The organism is Hymenobacter sp. M1-2 (genome assembly GCF_057808495.1).
Genome location: NZ_JBTYZO010000010.1, coordinates 129,373 through 138,181, shown reverse-complemented (window position 1 = coordinate 138,181; position 8,809 = coordinate 129,373). Strand labels below are relative to the sequence as shown.

Here is an 8,809-nt window from a genome sequence, read left to right as displayed (position 1 = left end):
TCTTTTTTTGGTGGGCTATGCTGTGTCCCCCCTTTTCTGTGAAAAAAAAATTCTTCCCAAAAAAAACCGTCCCCCCCCCGCTGCCTCCCCTTTTCATTGATGGCTGCGTGTAGTAGGAAGGCTTACGTGCGTTGAAGGCTTGTAGCAGGTTGGCTCGTACTTTTGGTTGAACCAGGGCGTTAGATTTCCCGCTCGCTCAAACTCGCTTTTCCCGCGCTATGCTGCACAGCTTTCTAGTTGCTCCTTTTCCTGAACCCGCCCAGCAGGCGCAGTACGAGGCCGTGCGCGCCGTGCTGCAAGCCGAAGCTGGCGACTTGCCGGTGGTGCTGCTAGGGAATTTTGAAGTAGCAGGCGAAGTGCTAGATGCGGTAGTAGTACGGCCCCGCAGCATCACAGTGCTGCGGCTGGTGCCCCAAGGCGGACTCTTGGACGTGTCCTCAGACAGCACTTGGCAGCTGGACAACTTTGCGCTGCAAGACGGCCCGCACGCCGCCGCCAACCCGTTCGAGCAGTTTCTGCGCCAGCAGGAAGCCTTGGCTCAGTGGCTCGGCCTGGGCGAGCCGCTGCAAGCCGTTGTCATTCAACCGGAGTTTATAACCGGACTGGTAGTGTTTGGCGAGCCTGTACGGTTTGGGGCGGGCGTGGAAAACTACCTGCGCCGTCAGCCCGGCGCCGAAAACTTTCAGCTGCTGAGCGGCGACCTAGCCCAGCTGCCGCGCCGGCTCCGGCAGCTTGCTCACCCCGACATTAACATTCAACCCGAGGCGCTGCTTGCCTGGGCCGATGAGCTAGCCGAGCAGCTTTCCGAAGCCGCTGTAGAACCAGCACCGGAACCCGCCGAGCAGCCCACTCCTGCTAACCCTTGGGAGCAGAAAGCCCGGCAGCTCTGGCGCTGGCTGGGGGCCGAAGACTTACTCCCGGATGCACCCTACGGCGAGGCGCCAATTGACCCGGCAGCGGCCAGTCGGGAGGAAAAGCTGCGGCTGGAGCACATTCGGCAGCAGGTGCGCGAGGAACTGAGCCAGCAGCGGCAGGCAATGGAAGCCCGCGAGGCGGAGCGGGAACGGACCATTACCCAGCTCCAGGCCCAGCTCACGGAGGCGCCATCGGCCGCCGCCGAAGCAGCCGCCCTGCGCGCCCGTCTGGACGTGGAAACTCGGGAAAAAGCGGTACTAGAAGCGGCCATTGAAGCTTCCCGCGCTGAAGCCGCGGCCCGCAACCAGGAGCTAGACACCCGGATTCAGCAGTTGGGCCGGCTGGTAGAGCAGCTTCAAAGCCAACCCACGGCGCCGCCACAACCAGCCGCAGCAGCGCGCGTGCCCGCGGCGACACCCCGCCCGGTGACCAGCAACCCGGCGGCTAGTAAACCGGCGAAACCGGTGGTTACCAAGCCCGCAGCCGCCAAACCCACGGCTCCTAAACCGATGGCCGGCCACGCGGGGCAGCCCAGTTCCAGCTGGCAATTACAGTGGCCGCGCGTGGCTCTAGTAGCGGCGGCCGTGGGCGGTCTGGGCTTGGGCGTGTGGGGCCTCGCGCAAGTATCGGGCAAGCTGTGGCGCGGTTCGGATGCCGAGCAGTCGGCGGCCGCGTCTCGCTCTGCTGCTACGGAGGAAGAAACCGCGGCGCAAGCCCCTTCTCTCACCGATATTCAGCCCGACACCATCGTGGTGGAAGACGAAGCCAACCGGGAAGAGTCCGGCGAGGAATCGGGCTCCGAAGAAGCTTCAACGCCCCAGCCCGCCGCCGACTCAGCCCAGCGCTCCAATCCAGAGAGCACACCGACTGACTCCGTGATGCAGGAAACGCAAGGCCCTACGGAAGAGTAGTACGTACAGCACCTAGGCGGCACTCGATTATGGTCATTGTCGCCCGTGTTGAGTGGAAGTGAAGACGATAGAGTAGAAACCAGCTGTAGTACTCACTCGTAAGCTTGTTACTCCTCGCTGTGGGTTGTTCCTTTGTGCGCGGCCATTTGCCGTGCCACCCGGCTAGCTGCTTCTGAAGTCTATGCGCCAGGCTGTTGCCATTCTGCTTCTCTGCTCGCTCTCGATGCACTGCGCCGGGCGCCTGGGCATTGTGGCTAGCTGGTGGCTGAACCGCGACTATGTGGCGCGGGTGCTCTGCATCAACCGCGACAAGCCGAAGCTACAGTGCAACGGCAAATGTCACCTGCGCAAACAGCTCAAAGCTGCCGAAGACCGGGAGCAAAAGCAGCCGTTGGGCAGCAAGCAGGCCTTCGCCGAAATCATTCTCTACTGTGCCAGCCCCGAAACCCCACGTTTCGCGGCACCCGCCACCTACGGCACCACCACCCGCTATAGCACGTTTCGGGTCGGCACCTACGTCTGGGACCAGCCCGGCCCCGACCACCCGCCCACGCAGGGCTGATTGACCCCGTTTTTCTCGGAATCTGGCAGGCCCGCGCGGTCTGGCTCCGGCACTGCGTGCTGCGGGGCTTGGCGCGGCTTGCTATCAATCAGCCTTTTGCGCTAGTGAAAAAAACTTTATTGCTTCCCCTGGCTCTGTGCATGAGTCAGGCAGCCAGTGCCCAGCAGGTGCTGAGTGGCCGCGTGTTCGATGCGGCCACGAAAGAACCGCTTACGGGCGCCACTGTCCGCACACCCGACGGCCAAACGGGCACCGCGACCAATGCCAACGGCCATTTTTCGCTCAGTACTGCCGCCCAACAGCTGGTGGTGTCGGCGGTGGGCTACGAGCCATTTACGGTGCGCGTGCCCGTCGATAATACCGCGCTGCGCGTGGCACTGAGCCCGGCGGTGCAGAGCTTGCAAACCGTGGTGGTGACAGCCAGCCGCGAAGCCCAGCTCCGCACCGATGCGCCGGTGGCCATTTCCAAACTTTCGCCCACCGTCATCCAAGACACCAAACCCACGCTGCTGGCCGAATTAATCAACAAAGTGCCGGGCGTGGTGATGCTCAATTATGGCAACGAGCAGCACGCCATGGGCATTCGGCAGCCTCTTGGGACCAATGCCTATTTTCTGTATTTGGAAGATGGGATTCCGCTGCGGCCCATGGGCGTGTTCAACCATAATGCCCTGCTGGAATCGAACCCGCTCGCCATCAACTCCATTGAAGTGGTGAAGGGTCCGGCTTCCTCGCTCTACGGCCCGGAGGCAGTGGGCGGGGCCATCAACCTGCTTACCAAGCGCCCTACCAGCGTGCCCACGGCCAGCATCGGCCTGCAAGCCGACCAATATGGTTACCGGCGGGTGCAGTTTGGCGGTGGCGGCATGCTGACGAGCAAGCTGGGCGGGTTCGTGAGCGGCTACGTGGCCCGGCAGCGCCACAGTTGGCTGGCCAGCTCCGACTACGACAAGGTTTCGCTCAACGGCCGCCTGGAATACGCACTGACCGAAGACACCCGGCTAACGGCCGCCGCTTCCTACAACGACTACGACTCGCAGACTAGCAGCAGCGTGGACAGCGTGGCCTACTACCGCCGGGAGTATTCTTCCACCACCGACTTCACCTACCGCAAAACCTACGCTCTGCGGGCCCGCCTCAGCGCCGAACACCAGTGGAGCGAGCGGACGACCAGCACGCTGACAGCCTATTTCCGCGACAACAGCATAGGCCAAAACCCGAGCTACGGTATCCGCTGGAACCCCACGCCCAGCCCCACCAACGACCCCACCAAAGCTCGTGGCGAAGTCAACGTCAATTCGTTTCGTAGCTACGGGCTGCTGGCCCAGCACAGCGTGCGGTTTGCCTGGCTCAATGCCCATTTGATTGGCGGGGCCAGCTTCGACTACTCGCCCACGCGCTACGACGCGCACCAGCTGGACCTCGAAGCCCAGCTGCGGCCGGATGGGAAGTCGGTGGAGCGGTACAGCATCCTGGCCAACCGCGCGGACCTGCCCATCGCCGACTACGACACCGACCTGCGCAACTCCGCCGTGTATGCCCAGCTCGATGTGCACCCGCTGGCCCAGCTACCCAATTTGCAGCTCACGCTCGGGGGCCGGTTCGATCGGCTAACCTTCGACTACAACAACTACCTGGACCAGAGCAGCGGCTCGAAAACCTACCAGCAGGCCACGCCTAAAGTCGGGCTGACGTACAATCTGGGGCGGGGGCGCGGATTGTACGCCAACTATTCACAGGGCTTTTCGCCGCCCGGCCTCACGGCTATTTTCCGCAAGCGGCCCACCCCGGCGGGCGCCCCGGCCGAGTTCTACTACAACCTCAAGCCGGCCCGCTTCTACAACCGCGAAATCGGGGGCTGGGCTTCGCTGCTCGCCGATAAGGTATACCTAGACGTGGCCCTTTACCAACTCGACGGCCGCGACGAACTGCTCAACATTCGCCAGCCCGACAACTCCACCGACTACCAAAGCGCCGGCAAAACCCTGCACCGCGGCATCGAGTACGGCCTGACGTACAAGCCAACCAAGGAACTGTTTTTCCGCTTTGGCGGCACCAATGCCCTGCATCGGTTCGAGGAGTTCGTGCTCAGCACCAAGGCTTCGGATGCCGTGCAAAACGTGAATGGTAAGCAAATGCCCCAGGCCCCGCGCTGGATAGCCAACACCGAGCTCACCTACAAGCCGCAGTGGCTACCCGGCCTGCGTTTGGCGGCCGAGTACCAGCGCATCAGCAGCTGGTACCAGGACCAAGTAAACCGCGTGCAATACGCCGACAAGGGCCTTTTCGGGGCGCGTGGGGTGAGCGTGCTTAACCTGCGCACCGGCTACGCCTGGCGCGAAACCGTGGAGGTATTCGTGAACGTGCTCAATCTGAGCAACGAGCTGTACGCCAACTCCGCCACGCGCGGCAACTCGGCCACGGACCGTACCACCTTCACGCCCGGCGCGCCCCGCACGGTGGCGGTTGGGGTGCAATACAATTTCATCGGCAAAAAATAGCCAAAACGGCCCCGCGCCACGCCTGCATGTGGTGCGGCGCGGGGCTTTTTGTTTGCGACATGGAAACCATTCCTCAACCGGCAGCGGCCCCTACGGCCGCGCGCCCAACCAGTTCGTTCCGCCGCTTCGTGCAACGGAATATGTACCGCTGGCACCGGCTCATCGGCATCGTCACGGTAGTACCGGTCATTTTCTGGACCCTCAGTGGCCTTTCGCACCCGTTGATGAGCAACTGGCTGCGGCCCAAGATTGCCAAAGAAACCCTACCGCCCACGCCCGCCCCGCGCCCGACTGTGCCTCTCGCGCAGGTGCTGGCGCGGTATCAGCTGGCTATCCTGCACAATCTGCGCCTCGTGCAGTGGCGCGGCCAGCCCGCGTATCAAGTGCTAACCGATGGCCCCATGGCGGAACCGCGTTACTTCAGCGCTACCACCGGCGCGGCCCTGGCCCCGGACGCCGACCGGCAGTACGCCGAGCAGTTGGCCCGCTACTTCACCCAGGATTCCGTGGCCGAAGTGGTTGCCGCCGAGCGGCTGACGTCTTTCACGCAGGACTACCCGTTCGTGAATCGGCTGCTGCCGGTGTGGAAGATTACGCTGGGCCAGCCTAGCGGCCTGACTGTGTACGTGGAAACCATGCCCGCGCGGCTGGCCACGTTCAATAACCCCACCCGGCAGGCGTTTTTGCGGGTGTTTAGCTGGCTGCACAGTTGGTCGTGGCTGGATTTGCTGGCCGGCAACACGCTACGCGTAGTGGTAATGCTCGTACTGCTGACTATCATCATCGCCTCGGCTTTGAGTGGGCTGGTGATTTACGGCCTGATGTGGGGCCGATTCCGCCGGCCGCGCCGCGCCGCCGATTCCGTGGGCTGGCTGCGCAAATACCACCGGACGGTGGGCTTAGCGGTGGCGCTGGTCACGCTTACTTTCGCGTTCAGCGGCGCCTGGCACGTGTTTATGAAGCTTGCTCCCGATGAGCGGCTGCGCTATCAGCACGCCCCGCGTATTGCCAGCACGCAGCTCCCCACCGACCTCACCCAGCTCCCCCTCGACTGGAGCTGGGTGCAGAATGTGGGGCTAGCTGAGTTGAATGGGCAAATTTATTACCAAGTACAGGCTCTACCAGCCAAAAGCCCCGACAAGCCAGCTACTGGAGCCAGTACCGGCCAACCCATCGAAGCCGTGCAGACGCCCGCCGTGGCCTACTACAGCGCCGCTACCGGGCAGCTGCTCGCGGATGGTACCACGCAATACGCCCAGATGCTAGCCGCCACTTTCCTGCGCGAAGCCGATGGTCAGCCCCTGCCCGCCATCCAAGAAACCAAGCTCATAACCCATTTTGAGGGCGAGTATGGCTTCATCAATAAGCGCCTGCCGGTAATGAAAGTGGCATTTGCCACGCCTAGCCGCACCACGCTCTACGTGGAGCCCGCCACCGGACGCCTAGCCGCCCGCGTCGAAAACGCTGACCGATACGAGGGGCTATCTTTTGCCTTTCTGCACAAGTACCACGGCGTGGGCAGCCTGGGCAAGAACATCCGCGACGCTCTCACCATGCTCTCGGCGGCGGGCGTGCTAGCCGTGTCGCTGCTGGGCTTGTGGTTGTTTGTGAAAGTGAAGTAAGACGCGAAAATGCCCGGCTCCCCTTGCCGTGACAGGCACAGTGGAGCCGGGCATTTCGTATTTATTCCATTCTCTCCATTTCCAGAGCCGGTCCGGTTAAGCAATTCGCTTAACCAAACAAGCCAACTCCTACAACGAGGTACGCTGCATTGTCTCACTACTCAGTACTAACGTCTCACTGCTGATAACATCAGCTGCCTACCAAGTCGAGGGCTAGCGACTGGTGCAGCTGGCTCACTACCATGGCTCCCTCTCCCACTGCCGAGGCTACTCGTTTGGTGGAGCCGGACCGGACATCTCCCGCCGCGAAAACGCCGGGCATGCTCGTTTCCAGCAGTTGCGGAGGGCGTTCCAGGGGCCAGGGTGTTTGGGTAACGGCCTCCGGGCCGGTCTGCACGAAGCCTTTTTCGTCTACTTGCAGGCACCCTTGCAGCCACTGCGTGTTGGGTAGGGCGCCCAGCATCAGAAAAATGTGCCGGATGCCGTGGGTTTCGGTTTGCCCGGTTTGCGTGTTCCGCCACGTAACCTGCGTCAGGTACCGCTCGCCGGCCAGGCCCACTACTTCGGTGTAAGGATGCAGCGTGATTTGCGCCGAAGCCGTAATGCGCTGAATCAGGTAGTCCGACATGGTATCGGCCAGGCCGTGGCTGCGCACCAGAATGTGCACGTGGCGCGCGTAGCGCGACAAAAACACGGCCGCCTGCCCCGCCGAGTTTCCGCCGCCAATAATCACTATATCTTCCTGCTTGCAGATTTCACCTTCGAGGGCAGTAGCAGCGTAGTAGATACCCGCTCCTTCAAATCGTTCCTCGTCGGGCAGGTTGAGCTTGCGGTACCGCGCGCCCGACGCCACCACCACGGTGCGGGCCTGAACGGGCGGCTGGTTCTCCAGCTCTATCCGAAAAGGCCGCTGCTCGCAATGCAGCTTCTGCACCCGATACGGCAACGCAATGGTGGCCCCAAACTTATGCGCCTGCACCTGCGCCCGCGCAGCCAGCGCCTGCCCCGATACACCCAGCGGAAAGCCCAGGTAGTTTTCGATGCGGGAGCTGGTGCCGGCCTGGCCTCCGGGCGCTTCCACTTCCAGCAGCAGGGTAGACAATCCTTCCGACGCCGCGTACACCGCCGCCGATAATCCGGCCGGGCCGGCCCCGATGATGGCCACGTCGTAGGGCTGGTCGTAGTGTAGCTGCTCCACCAAGCCCAGCGCCTGGGCCAGATCAAAAGTTGATGGGTTGCTCAGGGGTGCCTCGCGGTTGGGCAAGAAAACCAGGGGCAACTGGTACGAATCTTCGCTCCAAGCCGCCCGCAGTGCTTGGCCGGCTTCCTGCCCGGCATCCAGCACCTGAAAAGGGTAGCCGTTGCGGTCCAGAAAGCGCCGGATACGTAGCGCATCGGCCGACTCACGGGGCGCGACAACCTTTACGGCGCCCTGCTGGTGCGCAATAAACCCCTGCCGACGCAGAATGAACGCGCGCATAATGATTTCCGCCACGTCCGGCTCGGCCACCAGCAACCGCCGAAACTCGCTCCGGTTCAGCCGAATGATTTGCCCGTCCTGGCCCATGCGGCCACCCACCAGAATTTCCCGGTCGTTGAACAGATCCAGCTCGCCGGTGAACTGCTGCTCCCGGTGTACCGTGATGACCTGCGTTCCGGCGGGCGTGTACTCGTAAATGTCAATGGAGCCTACCAGCACCACAAAAAAATCGACGCTCCGCTGGCCCCGATCAAACAACACGGTTCCTTCCGGCAGGGCTTGCAACTGCCCAAACGGCCGGATAAGATCAATCTGTTCAGCAGTCAGCTTCGGAAAAGTCTGCGCCGCTCGCTCATACGGGTCGTTTGGGTCCAGCAAGGGTGCACTTTCATCGAGAGACATAGGCAATTTGGGGTGTAGAAGGCGACTTACTGTTGGAGGTCCTGCGCAGAAAACTACTAACTACGTCAAGTTGCCTCCCAGAATGTTCAAGATGGCAACTTCAGTGTTCAAGACGGCAACTTGGACGTTCAAGATGCCAACTTGAGTGTTCAAGATGGCATATTTGATGTGCAAGACGCCGACTTGAGCGTTCAAGATGGCATATTTGATGTGCAAGACGCCGACTTGAGCGCTCCGGATGGCAACTTGAGCTTGGAAGTTGATAACCGACCCTCCCAAGTCACCAAACCGAAGACTTCAACTAACTCACCCAAGTTGCCGCGTAGCGGCCGAAGGATTGTAGAAAACCAGACCTGAACCACCCCCGCGCCGCGTAGCGGTGCCAGAGACGCCCGCCGATCTGGCACCGCTACGCG

The 8,809-nt window shown here is 62.0% G+C and carries 5 protein-coding genes; 4 read left to right on the top strand and 1 reads right to left on the bottom strand.

Features of this window, described 5'->3' with window-relative positions:
• The first annotated feature begins 218 nt into the window (after positions 1–218).
• The 4 genes from ACYSMN_RS11625 (at position 219) to ACYSMN_RS11610 (ending at position 6,511) form a co-directional block, all read left to right on the top strand.
• On the top strand, positions 219–1,826 hold the full coding sequence (locus tag ACYSMN_RS11625; protein WP_488924048.1) for a nuclease-related domain-containing protein: 1,608 nt from the start codon (positions 219–221) through the stop codon (positions 1,824–1,826).
• A 181-nt stretch (positions 1,827–2,007) separates the two neighbouring features.
• Entirely contained in the window at positions 2,008–2,388 is a 381-nt protein-coding gene (locus tag ACYSMN_RS11620; protein ID WP_488924047.1) for a hypothetical protein, read from the top strand.
• Between the two features lie 140 nt (positions 2,389–2,528).
• A complete protein-coding gene (locus ACYSMN_RS11615) occupies positions 2,529–4,889 on the top strand; it encodes a TonB-dependent receptor (RefSeq protein WP_488924046.1) in 2,361 nt (786 codons plus the stop codon).
• Between the two features lie 59 nt (positions 4,890–4,948).
• Positions 4,949–6,511, top strand: a complete 1,563-nt coding sequence (locus ACYSMN_RS11610) for a PepSY domain-containing protein (RefSeq protein ID WP_488924045.1) — start codon at positions 4,949–4,951, stop codon at positions 6,509–6,511.
• A 190-nt stretch (positions 6,512–6,701) separates the two neighbouring features.
• Here the strand turns inward: ACYSMN_RS11610 and ACYSMN_RS11605 are convergent, their stop codons facing one another.
• Positions 6,702–8,393, bottom strand: coding sequence for an FAD-dependent oxidoreductase (locus ACYSMN_RS11605; RefSeq protein WP_488924044.1), 1,692 nt, complete (start codon positions 8,391–8,393; stop codon positions 6,702–6,704).
• Positions 8,394–8,809: the final 416 nt, after the last annotated feature.